Here is a 16,239-nt window from a genome sequence, read left to right as displayed (position 1 = left end):
ATTTGATTGTAAACAATTTATATAAAAGAACGGCGCATGACCCAAATAACGGAAGCGAAAAGGAGAGAATTTAGATGAGCGCATTGTACACGGCAACAGCAACAGCAGTAGGTGGACGTGACGGTAAGGTAACTTCTTCGGACGGCATTATCGATATCAGCCTGAAAACACCAAAAGGTCTCGGCGGCCCGGGCGGAGACGGAACGAACCCTGAACAACTCTTCGCGGCTGGTTACTCTGCTTGTTTCGATAGCGCCCTGAACATGGTCATCCGCATGCAGCGCATGAAGGAAGTGACAGGCACTAGCGTCACCGGCGATGTTTCGATCCTGAAAGACGCTGCCGATAACGGATTCAAGCTTGAAGTTACGCTGAACGTGAAAATCGAAGGCGTAGACGCAGACACGGCTCATAAGCTGGTTGAAGCCGCTCACCAAGTATGCCCGTACTCCAAAGCGACTCGCGGCAACATTGATGTGACGCTGAACATCGTTTAATATAAAAGCAACGGAAATCTTCGTTCTCGAAACGAAGACGCGATAGCGGCAGGAGGATGGGACATGCGGCAGAACAGATTGTCTTTCTATCCGTATACTCAATGGGAGACCGGCATTCGGTCTCCCTCTTCTGCGTGCGGTCCGGCCGCTATCGCGGGAATCGTCGGCTTTTGGGAAAAACGGTTAGCGAAAGAAAGCGGGAAGCCGTTCGGCCGACTGCCTGCCGATCCGGTACAAGCGGTGAACGATATCTACGCACTTAGCGGAGGAACGCCGCTTGGCATGCCGGCTCCGGTGCTTGCGTTTGCGCTGCGGAGGTTGTTGAACAAACGGTTACGAGACAGCGGATTGCCGGGGCGGACAGTAACCCGGCGGCTTAGCGGATTCGAAGCCTATTGTGCCGAGATTGATGCAGGACGTCTGGTGGCCGTGAAGTTCGACAAATGGTTTTCTTTTCGCTGGTGGGGTCGACGGCCCGTGTTCGATTATCATTGGACGGTAGGCTGCGGTTACCGAATCGAGGACGACGGAACGGCGTTCCTGCTCGTACATGATGCGGGCGGTCGTGGCAAAGACGGTACGTTTGTACGGAGCCGCGAGCGGCAGATTGCGTATGAACGGCATCGGGGCGTGTTGACGATGGTGGGTGTTCAGGTGAAGTTGGAGGGCTGCGGAGAAGATTCGCTGCATTCGCTGTTTCACCCGGAAAGCTGCTAGATGGGGTTCGGGGAGAAGCTGGGGCGGAGGGCTGCCGGGAAAATTCGCTGCATTCGCTGTCTCACCCGGAAAGCCGCTAGATGGGATTTCGGGGGAGAAGCTTTCCGGGTTCAAAGGCGAATGAAGCTGAATTTTCCCCTCCGCGCGCAGCTTCAGGTTTTTTTTAAGAGAGAAAGATAAAAAGAAAGAGAAAGAGAAAGAGAAAGAGAAAGAGAAAGAGAAGAAGCCCTTTTCCGAATGGAAAAGGGCTTCTTCTGGTAACGTGAGTGATATTTGAATTTTGGGGCGAGTACGTTTTATTCGCCGGAAGTATCGGTTTCCGTATCTGTTGATTCTTCGGAAGTGTCGGTGCCTGTATCGGTACCCGTTGCCGCGCCGCTTGAGGTGGCTTCGGCAGGGACGGCGATTTCGCCTACTTCGTTTTGTTTGGAGTAGGTACCGTCCGTGCTGGCTACGATGTGCAACGACTGTTCGGCAACCTGGAGCGTCGTGTCGAGCTTGACGCTGGACGAGGTCAGTTGGTTGCTGGCCTTGTCGATCATCAGGCTGTAGCTGACGCTGCCTTCGGAGCCGCTTTGCAGTAAGGCGGAGAGTTGGTCGGCTTGGGCGGAATCGCCCATTTGGCGTGCCAGGGAAGCTTCGATCAGCTTGCCGGCTTCTTCACCGCTTGCTTCAAGGCTCAACGTATAGGCATTGTCGTCTTCGGTCAGCTTGAGGCTATCCTTGTAAGACTCGAGCTCTTCGAGCAACGGAGCCGGGTCGAGGATTTCGGTCGTGATCGATACGTCTTCGCCTGCTTCCTCGAGATTTTGCGTCGTCCATGCACCGTCGTTGCTTTTGGTATGTAGTTCATTTCCGGCTGCATAAATTTCGGTCGAACCTTGTTGGCCTTGGGATAGCGTATCGATCTTCAGTCCGTATTGGACTTCCGGCTTGGCGATCACGTCACCCGTGATATCGATAGCGGTCTCTGTCGGGTCGGGTGCTTCCGCACCTTCCGCGGCAGGCTGTTCAACGGTGTAGCTTGTTTTCGATTCGACGGCATAACTCTCTAGCGCTTGAGCTTCTTTTACAGCGAGATCGTAGACCGAAGCTGCCGTTTGCGTCGTTTCGCCGGACGGTTTGGCTTCTTTTTCGGTGTCGGTCGTTGCGCTGTCCGCCGTGCAGGCTGCCGAGAACAGCAGCAGCGATAAGGCGCTGATTTTGAGCGTGTTAGCGAGGTAATGCCGATTGCGGTTTCTTTTTGCCGAGTACATGATGATCCCCTTTCGACTTGTGCGATACTTATAACCTTACCATTTTAAACTTGCGAAGTAAAAAGTTGACGTCTTTCTTTCGGAGCAAATATTTCAAATTGTTGTCACTTAACATCAAAGCTTTGGCGCGATATAATAGTTAACGACAAAATTTAAGGAGAATACGCCCTTTATGAGCTCACCCAACGAAAACGAGAATTACCGTCCGACCACGAATCGCAACTTTGCCGGGCTGATTATTACCGTTTCTATCGTTGCGAACATTATCATCCTGTTGTTGTTCTTCTCCCCGATCGGCTATCAGGGCAGCGTGCATTTCGACCTCACGATCTTCCCGCGGTTGAACGCCATCTTTAACAGCTTTACATTTATTTTCTTGGTCTGCGCCTTGGTCGCGATCATCCGCAAAAACGTTCCGGTGCATAAAGCGTTTATCTTGGCGGCTTTCGCCTCGACGCTGCTGTTCCTGGTATCGTACCTGACGTTTCACTACGTTTCGCCGGAAACGACCAAATTCGGCGGAGAAGGCATTCTGCGCCCGATCTATTTCTTCATCCTGATCTCGCACAGTATCCTGGCCGCGCTGATCGTGCCGTTGGCTCTGTTCACGCTGGTATTCGGCTGGACGATGCAGGTGGCGAAGCACCGCAAAATTGCTCGTTGGACGATGCCGATCTGGCTGTATGTCAGCTCCACGGGCGTGATCGTGTATCTGTTCATGGCTCCGTATTACTGAGTTCCACCCATCTGACGATGGAAGCAATCTAAGCGTATCCGCGAGGGTGCGTTGATCTGGGCATTTGAACAGGTCAACGGGCTGGCGGATATGCTTTTTTGTTAATTGGGCAAACATTAGAGGGCGATAAAGTCGCGTTGGCGCGGGGAAGCGCGAAGACTGCGAGAAAAATTCGGTAAAGACGCTGTCTCACTCGGAAAACGGATTGGATTGAAATAAGGAGTTTTCCGAGTTCAAAGGCGTCTTGACCTGAATTTTTCTCTCCGTCTTCTCGCTTCCAGCTGCGGTGGGCTTTGTCGATCCTCTAATACTTCGACTGCATTCGGTATGAAGTTTTGGGTATAAAAAATTTTAATTTGCCGATGTTAGGTTGGTTATGGTATAAAACTTGACAATATCCATACATGAATTTACGAAATTAAAAAATGCCATTGGCGCGAAGGAGAGGAAGTTTTATGCTGGAACAACGTTTGCCGGAGCTGCTGCACAAGCTGCCCAAAGTCGATCTGCACCTGCATTTGGATGGAAGCATTCGGGAATCGACGTTGTGGGAAATCGCTGCCGAACAGGGTATAAAGCTGCCTGCACTGAGCGTTGAAGGGCTTGTACCTTTCATGAAAGTAACGGAAGAATGCCGAAGTTTGCTGGAATATCTGGAGAAATTCGATTTCGTGGAAGGTTTCTTGCATCAAAAGCATGTACTGGAACGTATCGCGTATGAGTTGGTCGAACAGGCTGCCGAGCAGAATTGCCGATATATCGAAGTTCGTTTCGGTCCCCAGCTGCATCGCTCGGCAGGGTTAAGCTGCGAAGAGGTTATTGATGCGGTGCTGTGCGGGCTGCGTCGCGGCGAGGCGGAATTTGGCGTTGCGGCACGCGGGATCGCGGCTTGCTTACGTCATCACTCTCCGCACCGCAACATGGAAGTGATTTCGGCTGCCGCAGCTTTTAAAAATCAAGGTCTTGTCGCCGTGGATCTGGCAGGGCCGGAAGCGGCGTTCCCTGCACATTTGCATCGCGCGGTGTTCGAATACGCGCAGCTGCTGGATATGCCGGTGACGATTCATGCGGGCGAAGCGGGCGGTGCGGAAAATGTATATGAAGCGATCACGCGTCTGGGCGCAACCCGAATCGGTCATGGCGTACGCTTGCGCGAGGATATGAAGGTGCTGGAGTTGGTGCATGCACGCGGAATCGTACTGGAAATGTGCCCGATAAGCAATTATCAGACAAAGGCGATGGACAGCTGGGAGACCTATCCGATTCGCGAATATTTCGATGCTGGACTCAAGCTGACGATCAATACCGATAATTTGACTGTATCCGACACGTCGCTGGCGAAGGAATATGGCGTATTGATCGAAAAGTTCGGGTTCACGATATCGGAGATCGGAACGCTGATCCTGAATGGCGTAGACGCCGCTTTCCTTCGCCCGGAAGAGAAAGCGCGTCTGCGAGCCGGGTTTTTGAATGAGTTTGCGTCGCTTGGATTGAACCCGGCTGTGCTCGCTGCGCCGTCGCAAGCTTCGGCAACCGGCTGAAACAGACCTTTAAAACGGAGAAAAATCACATTAAAGCGCTCTCTTGTTGGTGTAGACTTGAGATACCAGGTACACATCAATAAGGGGGCGCTTTGTCATGATCGGACGCAAATGGCGCAAGCGGGCGAAACGGAATATGCTGCTGCTTGGGCTTGTCGGGATGGTGATGCTGACGGGATGCACGACGGTACGCGAAACGATGGGACAATTGCAGATCTACGGAAATAACGAGTTGATTGCGCAGAGCGGGGATCGCTATAGCTATAACTTCCGCGAGGGAGAAGCGCATTCGGAAGGCACGGAACTTGGCTTCAGGCAGTTTACGGGCAAGCATACGTTGTGGACCGCGGATGCATCCGAGAATTCGCGATTAATCCTGGACTTGGATCTGCGTATCGATAACGGGAAGTGCAAGCTGGTGCATGTGATGCCGAGCGGCGATATCGTGAAATTGGCCGATGCGAAGAGCGACGCGGGAATCATTACGGTTGAATTGCCCGAAGGCGAGAATACGATCAAGTTGATCGGGAAAAAGGCTTACGGCAATCTGAAAGTGGAATTCAGCGATAAAGGAACGGCTCAGATATATGCGGCTTCGGGCGAAAATAGGGCGATCGAATAGATCACATCATATTCGGGAAATAAAAAACCGGAAGCTCCCGAGAAGGAGTTCCGGTTTTTATATTGTAGAGAGGAAAGGTGCTCAAAAAATCTCTATTAGGCTTTCGCCGCTTCAAAACGCGCGATTCGTTCGAGTTTGCGCGTAATTTCTTTTTGCCATTTTTTGTCGCCTGCCTGAACGGCCACATTAAGCAGAACCAAATAGTCGTCAAGGGTAAGGTTTACTCTGGAAGTCGATGGTTGCATGCGATTGTGCTCCTTTGAATATAGAATGACCGTGCGGGGAATGATAATCATTATCACGTTTGTCTAAGTCCTATTATCCATATTTTTAAGCAAAATGCAACGAGTTAGTGAGCACAAATGTTGAACGATTAGCAAAAACGTCTTGAATTTGACGAAAGTTTGAAGATTGATTCTGCCGGAAAGCATCTTCGGTTCGCGTTTGAGCCGTAACGAATCGAAGGGTTATGGCGTTTATGGGGAAAAGCAGACGGGAGTTCGGGCTTCCGGGAAGGAGCAAACTTTGTTTTAACATTATCGGACGGCGTATTGGGGATTTATCGGCTTGGCGGTTGCCGTAGCGGCTTGTTGGTTTTTCAACGTTGCCTATTATCGGGAATCTCAATTGGAAAAGCCGATCTTTCTGGATCATTACATTGAGGCGGAAAGCGGAAGCGGCGCAATCTTCTATCTCTACGTGTTGGAAAATCGCGGAGCAGAAAATCGTGTGGAACGCATCCGAATTCCCGGACTTGAAGAAGCGAGGGCAAGCCTGTCGTGGCGCGATACCTACCGTTATCAAGAGTTGGCACGCTTCGAAGTCTTTTTGGATCAGGAAGCGGCTTCGGAAATTTATTTTGAAAATTGGGAGAACGCCGAGGAACCGATCGTGATCGAGCAGGTAGAGGCCATGTACACGGATGGCAGCGTCTTGAATGAAAATATAGGACAAATTCGGCTCTATCCGAGACTTTATAGTACGGATAAGCCGCTGTCTGCTCAGCATACAACCATGCAATCGCAAAGCGGCCAGTCTACGGTTGTTGCTCGGGAAGACTTGAAAATAGCAGGCGTCGATTACGATGATGCGTCAAGGCTCGGCAATCGCCTGGAGCTGTACTGGGGTCAGGGGAGCGAAGTCGGGGAATGGGATTTCGAACGGCCGGAGGACGAAAGGATCATCGGCAAGCCGATCAACGAAGTCGAATTTCCAATCGGGTTGAAACTCGGCGAGGACGCGACCGTCCGCTACCGTTTTCAAGATGTGACCGCACACGACTGGACGAAAGTGTACCGCTTGCTCCCGCGCTTTCAGGTTGAGACGAAGCAGGAAACCATCGAAGCCCGCCCCATGGTCGTGCAGTATGATCCTTACCCAAGCGAAGACGAGGTACGGCAGTTTGTCGAAGAGAGGAGGGATCATCCGTGAAGCCGGCTTTTGCAAACTTATTCTGGGGATTGCTGCTCGTCTGGGTAGATATTCGCCTCTCCGCATTCGATGTACTCAACGACACGGTAGGCTATCTATTGATTGCTTACGGCATGCACCGGATCAGCAAGCCTATTCCTTTATTTCGCTTCGGACGCTGGCTCGCCGCACTGTTAGCGATCATCTCGATCCCCGCTACCTTTTCCGAAAAATTTGTCTCTTTGTTCGAGCAGCCGCTCTTACTGGAGGGAACGTGGTGGGAAATCTGGATTTCGGGCGTCTTGGGCGAGTTCGCTTTACTCCTTCTCGTCTACGCCTTATGCGAAGGCCCGAGCCGCCTAGCCAAATCCCGCGGCGAGAACGGCCTGTTCGAACATATGCGCGGCAGCTGGTACGTCTACCTATTCTCCGTTGTCCCGTTAATGCTGATCTCTCCATTTTTGCTTAATTTCGACATCGAAGCCCTCCCCGTCATCCTGCTCATCGCAGGCGGCGTCAGCCTGATCGCCATGCTCCTCATCCTCTACGGCCTGATCCGCGCCGGCCGCGACTTGCAGCGCATTAACCCCGACCGCCGACTCGATATCAGGATATAACGCTTGGCTGCATCTATATATCGACTTACACATTGGCCGTCTAACAGGTGTCTATGCAAAAAGGACTTCATCTCACCCTGATTCAGGGTGAGATGAAGTCCTTTTTTCTTTCCCTAACCCCATAAAAAACACGAAGTCTGTTCTTACCGGAAGCGATGGGCGAAGGGAGAAATTCAGTGGAATACAGGATTTCGAAGAAAACCTGCGGTAACATCAAGCTTTATGTTGGCCTTTGAACTTGGAAAACCCCATCATTAAATTCAATCAAGTTTTCCAAGTGAGACAGCGCCTTGAACGAATTTCTCTCTTCGCCGTCCCAGCTTCCCCACGAACAGGAACTTCGTTGTCACCGCGACAACCACACTCGCAGCAACGAGAACAACTTTTCTACATCCAACGGCTTGCTGATATAGTCCGACGCCCCGGCTTCCAGACACAGCTCGCGCTCGTCCTTCATCGCCTTCGCCGTAAATACGATGATCGGAAGCTCCGCGAACATCGGCTGGGATCGAAGCGATCGCATCGCCTCGTACCCATCCATGACCGGCATCATAATATCCATCAATACCAGATCGTAAGCCGGATCGTGTGCCAGGATTTCCAAAGCTTCGCGCCCGTTTTCCGCAATGCCGATCTCGGCCCCGCGGCTTTCCAAGGCGACCGAGATGGCGTAAATATTACGTGCATCATCGTCGACGATCAGCAGCCGCCTGCCCTTGAAAATCTTATGATCTCCATCCTGCTCCCGCGGCAATTGAATCGCCGGCATTTCCTCCAAGCTCTCCGAATCGGATTCATCCTCCGCCGGAGACGAGGATACCGGCCCGGCGGAAACTTCAATCGATTCCGCAGCGGATTGGTCTGCATTTCTGAGGTCCGTCGGCAAAAGAACGGTAAAGGTACTTCCTTGTCCCGGCGTACTATTCAGCAAAATCGTCCCGCCCAATAAACGGGAGAATTCGCGGCAGATGGACAGACCCAGGCCCGTTCCGCCGAACCGCCGCTCTGTCGAGCCGTCCGCTTGCCGGAAAGCTTCAAAGATCAATTCTTGCTTCTCCGGCTCAATCCCGATCCCTGTATCCGTCACTTCGATCCGAATTCCGCTGCGACAACCTTCAGGGCTAGGCAGGGTAGTTGACGCGATGCGCAAAGCCACCTGGCCTTCGGAAGTGAACTTGATCGCGTTAGACAACAAATTTTGCACGATCTGTTGAAGACGTCGTCCGTCTGTCCAGATCAGCTTCGGCAATCCGGGTTCGGTCGCGATTTCAAAGGCCAGATCTTTTTTCTTTGCGACCTCGTTGAACAGACCTTGCATCGCTTGCGGCAATTCCGTCAGATTATAGGCTTCGATCGTGACTTCCATCTTGCCGGATTCGGCTTTGGCCAGATCCAGGATGTCATCGATCAGGCCGAGCAGATCATGTCCCGAGCTGTAGATCGTCGTCGCGTACTCCCGTTCTTGATCTGTCAGTATACCGTCTTCCTTCTCCGAAAGGAGTTGGGACAGGATCAGGATACTATTGAGCGGGGTGCGCAGTTCATGCGACATATTGGCAAGGAACTCCGACTGGAACTCGGCGCTCAGCAGCAGATCGCGCTGCGCGATTTCGAGCAGCCGATTTTTTTCTTCAACTTGCAAGTTTGTGCGTTCCAGCCCGTCGTTGACGTTACGCAGCGTTTCCTGTTGGGTACGAAGTTCCTCGGATTGAACTTGAAGCTCTTCGGTCTGACTTTGGAGTTCTTCTTCCGATTGCTGGGTTTGCCGCAGCAATCGATCCACTTCCATTCGGTCCGATACTCCGCTGATCGCGATGCCGAGCGTTCCGACCAACTGCTCGACCAATCTCCGCTGCGCGGAGGTGAACACGTGCAGCGAAGCCAGTTCTACCACGGCCTCGACGCGGCGTTCGAAATGAACGGGAGCAACAAGAAGGCTGCGAGGAGGCATTTCTCCCAACCCCGAAGCGACGCGCAAGTAATGCTCCGGCAAATCCTCGATCAGTAGAAATTCTCCGCTGATCGCGGCGCGTCCGACCAGCCCTTCGCCCATCTTGAACGCGGCGATCGACGCCTCTGCGGAATAATCGGAAAAGGAAGCGATTCGAACCAAGTCCTGTTCGCCGACCCGCAAATAGAAGACGCCGTAAGCCGCTCCGCTAAGCGGAACCGTCTTTTGCAGAAACGTCGACGCCAATTGTTCAACGGAATTGATATTTTGATACAGCACGAAGGATTCGGCCAAAGTGGTCTGAATCCAAGTATGTTCTTCGAGGTTCGCCGTCATTTCCCGCTCTTGGCGATTATGATGCTCTAACGAAGCGGCCATCGCATTAAACGAAGCCTCGATATCGCCGATCTCGTCTTGAACTCGGGCATCCAAGCGCGGCAAAGACGCATTTTCCTTGAAGTCCGCGCTGCGCATCACATTGCTGACATTTTGCAGTCTTCGAGCTGTGCTGCGAATCGTCCAAAGGCTCAGCACGGCTGCTGCGGCCAAAAGCAAAGGAGCCGAGATCGCCATGCTCCACAGCATATTGCGCGCCGCGTTGCCGCTGTCGGCCCGGGCTTCGCTCAGCGCATTTTGCTGTGCGGCCTGAAAAGCGTCCAGATTTTCGACCAACTGCGCCCGGAACTCTTCGGTTTTGCTGCCAGGCTCGACAAGGCTTCCTTCAGGCGCGCCTTCGAGAATTTCGGCGGTCATTTGCTCTGCGGCATCCAGGTAGCCGTCGTAAGCGGTTCGGATCGCCGCCAAGCGCACGATCCCTTTCTCGCTCACGTCAAAGCGTTCCACGATCAGCAGACGCTCCAGCGATAGTTGGCGATATTCGGCAATTTTGTCGAGCCGCTGCTGAATTTCTCCCGGATCATCTTCGTCGCTCAAGCGACCAAGCTCGCTGTCGAGCGCGTAGAAGGCGCTGCGAAGATCGGAGCCTGCTTTTAACTTGTCATAGCGTTCGGCGATCGTGATATTGACGGAACGGTCGATCGAGTAGAGAAACGAAGCGGACACGGCCAAGATCAACAGCATGATGGCGAACAGCGAACCGAACCCCAAAAGCTGCCTTGTCTTATAGCTCAAGTGAGTCTCCTCCAGACTGGTTATGAATCGGTAAAACGGACTTGAAAAAAGCTTATGTATAACGCAATTAAAAAGTAAAAATTGTACTCAAACAGTATAAGCGTTTTCGTCACGTTTGTCGTGCATCCGAGGCATGGGTCGTGTCGGAAAAAGAAAAACGACGCCTCAACGTGGAAGCGTCGTTCGATTCCGATGTTTTTTTGAATGATCCGATCTGCTTGCTTATTGCTCTTCATTCAGCTGATCGACAACGAATACGGGAACGCGAATGAATGTTTTTCGCGATTCGGGACTCGCTTCCGCTTCCGGCGCCGCCGGCACGTCCGAAGACGTGCTTTCCAAGGTTGACGAATTGACGTCGTCGGATGCGACCGGATCCTCTTCCGATGGTTCGTCAGCCGGGAAATCCGTACCTGATTCATCAGGCGCAACGGGATCGGGTATCGATTCCGGGGTCGCATTTTCAACTTCAGTATCGCTCGGATATGCGGATTCCTGTTCAATCTCCGCATAGTCGCCTTCGAATGTTCCGGTAACCGTATAGGCTCCGGGCGTAACGTTCGACACGCCGCGCAGCAAAACGGATGATCCGTCGCCGGTTTGGGCAAGCGTTTGATCCGCGTCGGACGACAGCACGGTAAGCTGCGTCCGTACCTGTTCCTGCGGATATTGCTCGGGATTGCTTGCGCCGATATCGAGCGTCCCGCCTTCAAGCGAAGAGAAGTAGAATTCGCCGCCCGCGCCGGAGCGCTCGTAGATCGCCGTTTGACCGTCTTCTTCCGCATTGGCCGGGTTGTCCGCTCGCAGCGTGTTGCCGCCGTCTGCAATCGTATAGCCGTCGGCCTCGATCTGGAAAAGCTGCCTGAACGACCCCAGTTGCAGCATCAGCGCCGTGTAGACCGCTTTGCGCGACGAGGAACCGGATTGGACGACAACGACGGGTGCAGCGGTGGCGGACAGCGTATCCTCAATCTGTAAGCTTTGCACATCCAGGCCGCTTAGCAGAGATGCGCTAGTGCTGACACTTGTCGAATCTCCCGTCTTCGTGCCGAAATACAGCAAACCGTTATCACCGAGAGCCGCGACGTACAAATCAGCTCCGAAACGATGTTTTCCGCTGATCGCCAACGAGTAGGTCAGAGAAGAATCTTCTGCTTGTAAAATGCGCAGCGGCTCCGCTTCCGTCCAGGCGCTCTGGGTCTGCGTGACTTCCTCGCTCGTGTTGCGGTAAGCATTCAGCGACCGATACAACGTAATCGCTTCTTCAAAACGATGGTCCGTGACCAGCGAACGCGCACGGCTCATCAATTCCTCGATTCGGGCGTCGATCCATGTCGTCGTTTCCGACTTCAAATTGGCTTGGGAGACGAAGTCGCCGAATGCGCGGGCATGGCTGGAAAAGACGGCATACGATTGCGCGTCCAGGTCTTTGCGAAGCACGGTATCCGTGGTTTCTTCCGCTTGATGCAGCACCCAAGGGGCGCCGAAGTCATGGCTTTCGTAGGCCTTGAGGGTTGAAGAAGCTTCATTTAACATATCCGGATATCGACCTGCTGCCGCCATTTTTTTGAGCTTGCGTTGATCGTAGTTTTGGAAAAGGGCATTCAGCGTCTCTGTTTTCAGCAACTCTGCATTCGCGTCCGTTTGTGCGTCCGTAGGGGAAAAGAACACGGCCGGAATGCCCAGCAGACTCCATTTGGCCGATTCGTCGTCATAACGGTTATCGTCAAGATTGGCGGCAAGCGCTTGTTCGAAGTCCGAACGGAAAGCGGAAAAGCCTTCGTTTACCGTCTTCGCCAGCTCATAACGCTCGCTCAATTCCGTGTATTCGGCGGCAAAATCCTCGGGTACGGATTTCGAGCGGAAGCGGTCGTACGATTCGTATGCTGCGAGGAAGGTTTCAAAATTCTTATTTTCCGATGCCGCCAATAACTCGCTTTTCGATTTCAGCAGCTCCTCGCGCAGAGCGGTGATCGGAGCCAGCTCCGTCAGTCGCTGCGCAAGATGATCCTCGCGATAACGAATGACGGTATTGGATCGTGCGGCCGCGTATGCGACCTCGGCTTGAATACGCAGATTTTGTTCGTAGTAGGCATCGGCTTGGCGAACCTGCCCAATCTTGGCTTCAATGCGAAAACCCTTCACGATCACGGCAATCAGCGCAATCGCGCACAGAATAGCGAGCAGATTGCGCAGGGTCAGAGCATTTCGAATCGTTATAAAAGTATTCTTGAGCTTTTTCGTCATGAAGAGCTTCCCTGCTGCGAGGCATCGCGCGCGTTGCGTTTACCGAATCGAACCCAATAGACTTCGTCGGCTTCCAGCTTCAGCGGGCCGAATTCGCCGGGATGTTGAGACAGCACTTCGCGCAGGCGCTCCAATCGATCCTCCGGCAGCTTGTGCGTATAACGGCGAATGAATTCCGGATACAGCTGAATATACCTTTTCATGCGTACGGCGGCTCCGGCCACGGCGGCGAGGATATCTTCGCCTTTGCTCATGTTGCGAATTTGGGGTTCGTATTGCAGGCAGTAGCGGATCGAGCTTTCTTTGATGAGTTCGCGGTTCAGCTTCGCCACCTCGCCGATGTAACCTGCCAGATGCGGCGAGAATCCGTCCATGATCAGAGGTTCCAGCAGCAGGTCCATATCCCGGCGCAGGACGAAGGTCTGGAGCAATTCGGCTTGAAGCCTGCGGATCGGATCGTTGCGCAGCAGGGTGTTGACTTCGCGCAGCATCTCGTAGGCACGAGCCGGATTGGCTTCCAGTATGCCTTCCGCGGCGCGAATGTCCTGGATCAGACCGTGCCGGATACGATCTTTGTCGCGTGCGAAAAGACGGTCCGTGCGAATGCGCAGCTGCGGTTCGAATACCCGATATTGGGCAAAAGCCAGCATGGCGGTCAATACGATCCCGACTGCCGCCGCAATGCCGATCCACGGCATCGTATCCGCGAAAAATACCGCCAGCAAGGTCAGCAGCGCGGAGAAAAGCAGCTCCGATTGCATCGAGCGCTTGAGTTCGCGTTTGGCGAAGCTTTGAACGGTAGTCAGGGTTCGTTTTCCGCAAAATGGGCAAATTTCTTCCGACAGCACCGTGTAACCGCCGCATTTTCGGCACACGCGCAGTTTGTCATAGGCATATTCGGTACGTTCGTAAGGCTTGAAGGTGACTGCTTTTTTCTTGATCATGGGTGTTCACGCCGTTCGTTTAGAGTGTTTAGCAGACGTTGGTCCAAATCTGCCCGGGGGTGGGCTTTTTTCGGACTGCGCATATAAAGAATGGATTTGATTCCGGCAAAAAGAAACAAAATCCCGAGTAAGCCGTATGTGACGTAAATTAAATAAGCGGACAATCGCTGCACGTCCCTTTCATGGCCCGATGACGGGCGTATTTCGGAAGTCTCCAAGAAAAATATCGAACGGATGGTTCAAAATGGAATCCATTCGTGAATCGCTGCACGTTTTACGTTATAATTTGGGCAGCGTCTCCTTGCTTAACGATAGCTGGAAAATCGGCCTTGCGCAACATGGGAAACCCGCACCTTTAACGCGCAAAAGCAGGTTTAGGGCAGGGAGGTTACAACCTTTTCAGAAGTTATTAACGAAATATTAAGGAATTTCACAGAAAACAAGCCTATGATAGTTTCGTCGGCGTCCGTCTTCGGTCTCGCGCTTCCGGCAGTCGGGTTTGCCGCATGCCGCGTTGGGCGATACGCCGCTTCGTTCAAGTTCGAATACCGAATCACAGATAAATTAAAGGGGTTTTGTCGAAATGATGCCAAAAACAAGAAGGTTGATCTACCCGCTGCTTGCAGCCCTGCTGCTGGTTGCGGGATTACTTCCGGCAGGTTCGCGGTTTGCGGCCGCCTCGGGAACGACGTCCTCGGGGACGGCGGCAAGTTCGGCGGGTTCCGCGCCGATCGATGCGGTATTGGTGCTGGATGCGAGTAATTCGATGGCAACCAGCGATCCGCAAAAAATAGGCAACGAAGCGATGCGGTTGTTCATCGACATGCTGCCGGTTCAAGGAGATCGCGTCGGGATCGTTTCTTACACCGATGTCGTGCAGCGCGAGAAAGCGCTGCTGGAAATTCAAAGCCAGACCGACAAAGAAGAGCTGAAGACGTTCATCGGACAGTTGGGCCGCGGCGCTTATACGGATACGGCGGTGGGCGTTACCGAAGCGGTCAACATGCTGCAGCGAAGCGCGCAGACGGGTCGCGAGCCGATGATCGTTTTGCTGGCCGACGGCAATACCCAGCTTAACAGCACCAAGTCCAAAACGGCAGAGCAATCGCAGCAGGAACTGGCCGGTTCGGTGCAAAAAGCGAAAGACGCCGGTATCCCGGTGTATACGATCGGACTCAATGCCGACGGCAAATTGAACCAGGCTGAGTTGGAAAAGATTGCGACCGATACGAGCGGCAAATCGTTCGTGACCGATTCCGCCGACGACCTGCCGGGTATCCTGAGCGAGATTTTCGCCAGCCACCAGCAGCTTAACGTGGTTCCGCTCGGTTCGCTGACCGGCAGCGGCGATTTCCAGGATGTACAAATCAGTGTGCCGAACGCCAACGTGCTGGAAGCCAACGTCTCGATTACCTCGGCTCAAAAAGTGGAACTGAAACTGAAAGATCCGAGCGGCGCCGAGGTGACGATTCCGTCGGATGCCGTCACTTTGTCCACGTCCAAGACCTACTCCCTGCTCAAAATGATCAAGCCGCAGGAAGGCGATTGGACGCTGAGCGTCAAAGGCGCGGACAAAGACCAGATCGATATCAACCTGGTCTTCAACTACGATCTGGAGCTGGCGACCGCTCCGCTGAGCGGTTCTTCGTACGGAAAAGGCGATAAAGTCAATGTCTCCGCTTATCTGACGAGCGGCGGCACGAAGCTGGATTCGCCCGAACTTTACGCGACGATGCAAGCTTCGCTCGTCGTGAAGGACGAGGATACGGGTACGGAGACGAGCGTTCCGATGACGCTTGACGGTACGCAGTTCGACGGAAGCTACGAGCTGCCCGAAGCGCACAAGTATACGTTGATCGTTCGCGCGGAAGCCGACAGCTTCTACCGCGAATCCGCGCCGATCAGCATCGACGCGGCATCGGGTGCCGTGTCGGGCGGAGCCGGCACGGAAAAAGCATTCCCGTGGATTCCGGTCATTCTGGGCGTGCTCGGCCTGATCCTGCTCGCCGCTATCGCGTTCTTCGTCATGAAATATCTGAAAAAAGCCAATAAAGGCTTCGTCGGTCAAATGGTGATCGAGATCCGCGACGAAAACACCGGCGAACGCTCTTATCCGCAATATAAGAAACTAAACACGTACAAAGGCCGTCTTAATCTGCATCAGCTTCTCCAGCTTGCTCCCGAGTTGAAGGACACCGAGAACATCGTTTTCACCCCGGGTTCCGAAGACCGCATCGTGCTGCGCAGCAGCGCCGAAGGCGTCCCGATCGAAAAATCCGGCCGCGTCGTCGACACGTCGAAGGGACTGGAGCTGAAAAGCGGAGACCGGATCACGGTTCCGATGGTTCAGGCCGGGAAGACGATTTTGGTGGAATATTTGGTGTAAAAGGCTTCATCAAATCCACCAGCGACTTTGATGAAAGAACTCGAAGCCGGACGGTTCAACCGGCTTCGAGTTCTATCCGAAAAAGCGATTCCGATCGAATTGATGAAGCCATAGGCTTCCTTAAATCCACCAGCGACTTTGATGAAAGAACTCGAGGCCGGACGGTTCAACCGGCTTCGGATCC

At 53.2% G+C, this 16,239-nt stretch carries 13 protein-coding genes; 8 read left to right on the top strand and 5 right to left on the bottom strand.

The genetic code is table 11. The features are described from left to right. Nucleotides 1–74 precede the first annotated feature (74 nt). Together HRQ63_RS16545 and HRQ63_RS16540 are read left to right on the top strand one after the other, a co-directional pair. Entirely contained in the window at nucleotides 75–497 is a 423-nt protein-coding gene (locus tag HRQ63_RS16545; RefSeq protein ID WP_172245742.1) for an organic hydroperoxide resistance protein, read from the top strand. Between the two features lie 63 nt (nucleotides 498–560). After that, nucleotides 561–1,214, top strand: coding sequence for a hypothetical protein (locus tag HRQ63_RS16540; RefSeq protein WP_172245740.1), 654 nt, complete (start codon nucleotides 561–563; stop codon nucleotides 1,212–1,214). A gap of 296 nt (nucleotides 1,215–1,510) precedes the next feature. Here the strand turns inward: HRQ63_RS16540 and HRQ63_RS16535 are convergent, their stop codons facing one another. Further along, entirely contained in the window at nucleotides 1,511–2,470 is a 960-nt protein-coding gene (locus HRQ63_RS16535; protein ID WP_172245738.1) for a DUF6612 family protein, read from the bottom strand. 172 nt (nucleotides 2,471–2,642) lie between these two features. On the opposite strand from HRQ63_RS16535, the gene HRQ63_RS16530 reads away from it, so the two are divergent. The 3 genes from HRQ63_RS16530 to HRQ63_RS16520 all read left to right on the top strand — a co-directional run bounded on the left by HRQ63_RS16530 (nucleotide 2,643) and on the right by HRQ63_RS16520 (nucleotide 5,369). Beyond that, entirely contained in the window at nucleotides 2,643–3,206 is a 564-nt protein-coding gene (locus HRQ63_RS16530) for a DUF420 domain-containing protein (protein ID WP_172245736.1), read from the top strand. Between the two features lie 455 nt (nucleotides 3,207–3,661). Next, nucleotides 3,662–4,747: an adenosine deaminase gene (gene add / locus HRQ63_RS16525; protein ID WP_172245734.1), complete on the top strand. Its 1,086-nt coding sequence runs from the start codon at nucleotides 3,662–3,664 to the stop codon at nucleotides 4,745–4,747. Between the two features lie 97 nt (nucleotides 4,748–4,844). Then, nucleotides 4,845–5,369, top strand: a complete 525-nt coding sequence (locus HRQ63_RS16520) for a hypothetical protein (protein WP_172245732.1) — start codon at nucleotides 4,845–4,847, stop codon at nucleotides 5,367–5,369. A 95-nt stretch (nucleotides 5,370–5,464) separates the two neighbouring features. Here the strand turns inward: HRQ63_RS16520 and HRQ63_RS16515 are convergent, their stop codons facing one another. Beyond that, nucleotides 5,465–5,614, bottom strand: coding sequence for a hypothetical protein (locus HRQ63_RS16515; RefSeq protein ID WP_169833762.1), 150 nt, complete (start codon nucleotides 5,612–5,614; stop codon nucleotides 5,465–5,467). Between the two features lie 322 nt (nucleotides 5,615–5,936). Between HRQ63_RS16515 and HRQ63_RS16510 the strand changes: the two genes are divergently transcribed. Together HRQ63_RS16510 and HRQ63_RS16505 are read left to right on the top strand one after the other, a co-directional pair. Continuing rightward, on the top strand, nucleotides 5,937–6,800 hold the full coding sequence (locus tag HRQ63_RS16510; protein WP_172245730.1) for a hypothetical protein: 864 nt from the start codon (nucleotides 5,937–5,939) through the stop codon (nucleotides 6,798–6,800). Continuing rightward, complete coding sequence (locus HRQ63_RS16505; RefSeq protein WP_172245728.1) at nucleotides 6,797–7,396, top strand: hypothetical protein; 600 nt, start codon at nucleotides 6,797–6,799, stop codon at nucleotides 7,394–7,396. Before HRQ63_RS16510 ends, HRQ63_RS16505 begins: the two co-directional genes overlap by 4 nt. Before the next feature lie 346 nt (nucleotides 7,397–7,742). Here HRQ63_RS16505 and HRQ63_RS16500 read toward each other — a convergent pair whose 3' ends face one another. From HRQ63_RS16500 to HRQ63_RS16490, 3 genes are all read right to left on the bottom strand, one after another. Continuing rightward, nucleotides 7,743–10,478 (bottom strand): ATP-binding protein, encoded by a 2,736-nt coding sequence (locus HRQ63_RS16500; RefSeq protein WP_172245726.1) that lies wholly within the window; start codon nucleotides 10,476–10,478, stop codon nucleotides 7,743–7,745. 222 nt (nucleotides 10,479–10,700) lie between these two features. Next, nucleotides 10,701–12,725, bottom strand: coding sequence for a hypothetical protein (locus HRQ63_RS16495; protein WP_172245724.1), 2,025 nt, complete (start codon nucleotides 12,723–12,725; stop codon nucleotides 10,701–10,703). Then, the gene (locus HRQ63_RS16490; RefSeq protein WP_172245722.1) at nucleotides 12,722–13,669 is read right to left on the bottom strand and encodes a hypothetical protein; all 948 of its coding nucleotides are present in this window, start codon (nucleotides 13,667–13,669) and stop codon (nucleotides 12,722–12,724) included. The genes HRQ63_RS16495 and HRQ63_RS16490 overlap by 4 nt, the downstream gene beginning before the upstream one ends. 583 nt (nucleotides 13,670–14,252) lie before the next feature. On the opposite strand from HRQ63_RS16490, the gene HRQ63_RS16485 reads away from it, so the two are divergent. After that, nucleotides 14,253–16,055: a vWA domain-containing protein gene (locus HRQ63_RS16485; RefSeq protein ID WP_172245720.1), complete on the top strand. Its 1,803-nt coding sequence runs from the start codon at nucleotides 14,253–14,255 to the stop codon at nucleotides 16,053–16,055. Nucleotides 16,056–16,239 lie beyond the last annotated feature (184 nt).

Source organism: Saccharibacillus endophyticus, from assembly GCF_013185185.1.
GTDB lineage: Bacteria > Bacillota > Bacilli > Paenibacillales > Paenibacillaceae > Saccharibacillus > Saccharibacillus endophyticus.
This window is presented reverse-complemented; position numbering and strand designations above follow the sequence as displayed.

Excerpts from the sequence above, each read along its gene's own strand:
- HRQ63_RS16545 (WP_172245742.1), top strand. The coding sequence starts at position 75 with ATGAGCGCATTGTACACGGCAACAGCAACAGCAGTAGGTGGACGTGAC.
- HRQ63_RS16540 (WP_172245740.1), top strand. The coding sequence starts at position 561 with ATGCGGCAGAACAGATTGTCTTTCTATCCGTATACTCAATGGGAGACC.
- HRQ63_RS16535 (WP_172245738.1), bottom strand. The coding sequence starts at position 2,470 with ATGTACTCGGCAAAAAGAAACCGCAATCGGCATTACCTCGCTAACACG.
- HRQ63_RS16530 (WP_172245736.1), top strand. The coding sequence starts at position 2,643 with ATGAGCTCACCCAACGAAAACGAGAATTACCGTCCGACCACGAATCGC.
- add (WP_172245734.1), top strand. The coding sequence starts at position 3,662 with ATGCTGGAACAACGTTTGCCGGAGCTGCTGCACAAGCTGCCCAAAGTC.
- HRQ63_RS16520 (WP_172245732.1), top strand. The coding sequence starts at position 4,845 with ATGATCGGACGCAAATGGCGCAAGCGGGCGAAACGGAATATGCTGCTG.
- HRQ63_RS16515 (WP_169833762.1), bottom strand. The coding sequence starts at position 5,614 with ATGCAACCATCGACTTCCAGAGTAAACCTTACCCTTGACGACTATTTG.
- HRQ63_RS16495 (WP_172245724.1), bottom strand. The coding sequence starts at position 12,725 with ATGACGAAAAAGCTCAAGAATACTTTTATAACGATTCGAAATGCTCTG.
- HRQ63_RS16490 (WP_172245722.1), bottom strand. The coding sequence starts at position 13,669 with ATGATCAAGAAAAAAGCAGTCACCTTCAAGCCTTACGAACGTACCGAA.
- HRQ63_RS16485 (WP_172245720.1), top strand. The coding sequence starts at position 14,253 with ATGATGCCAAAAACAAGAAGGTTGATCTACCCGCTGCTTGCAGCCCTG.